Here is a 964-nt window from a genome sequence, read left to right as displayed (position 1 = left end):
GCGAATCACGCCCGGACACAGTTTGAAGCGCAAACCACGCAATTGCATCATACCTTCACCACCACAATCAAAGAGACGCAGCAAAATATCGGTGAAATAAACAGCCAGATCACCGCATTAAATACCGCGCTGGAGCAGCAGCAATCGACCGCTGATGAAGCCCTGCGCAGCGTTGACTCAAACCACTCACACAACAAAGCCATCAAAAACCTGAAATTGGTGTTAAAACAGATTAAGAAGCAGGAGAAATATAATCACAACGCGGCAACCGCACTGCACGCGTCGCCCAACCCATCGGCCGGCAGCAAGAATGCAACCGCCGCACCGGTTATGGATATCACAGCCATCACCGCTATTATCAAAGAAAATCAATCCCTCAACTCGGCATCCCGCCAAAACAGGCAACCGATTACCTATACCTTAGTCAAAAAAGACGATGAGGCCATGTTGATTTCGCTGACCCAAAATCTGGGTAAAGACGTCATCAGCAATGAATTTAAGCATGACATCATACACATCCTGACAACGCTAAAAGCAACGTCGAGCGATGCACTCCCTGATAGTGAAATTCGCAATAAACTTAATGACGTTCTGAGCGCACTTGATAGTGCCAGCACGCTAACGCCCGCGTTAATCAGCGAAGGACAATATGTGGCATTGGCACAAAAGCTGCTCCTTGCCTACAACGCCCAAGAACCGATGCGGCTGGCGCTGTTTAATCAGGCTCAGGAAATCTTACAGCCAACCCCGCCAACCTCGGCGCTGAGCAGTGAAAAAATCAATACGCTAATCCGCTATCTCACGGAGGGTGGCCTCCACGACAGCTGACCCTCATTCTGACGACTGCGGTAGCCGTTTGGTCTTCTCTCTCCGCCGTCCGCAATAAAGCCACCCTCACACCTGACAGATGCGACAAGGACAGGTAAAATGGCCGCACAGCCATAAACCGGTGCTGCCTTATACC

1 protein-coding gene is annotated in these 964 nt (G+C 50.4%); it reads left to right on the top strand.

Annotation, left to right across the window (positions count from 1 at the left end; translation table 11 throughout):
* A partial coding sequence (locus J5224_RS30295) for a hypothetical protein (RefSeq protein ID WP_264628750.1) occupies nucleotides 1-828 on the top strand: 828 nt, incomplete at its 5' end.
* Nucleotides 829-964 lie beyond the last annotated feature (136 nt).

This window comes from Candidatus Symbiopectobacterium sp. NZEC135, from assembly GCF_025962695.1.
Note: the sequence above shows the minus strand (reverse complement) of the source record. Positions and strands in the feature narration are given on the sequence as shown.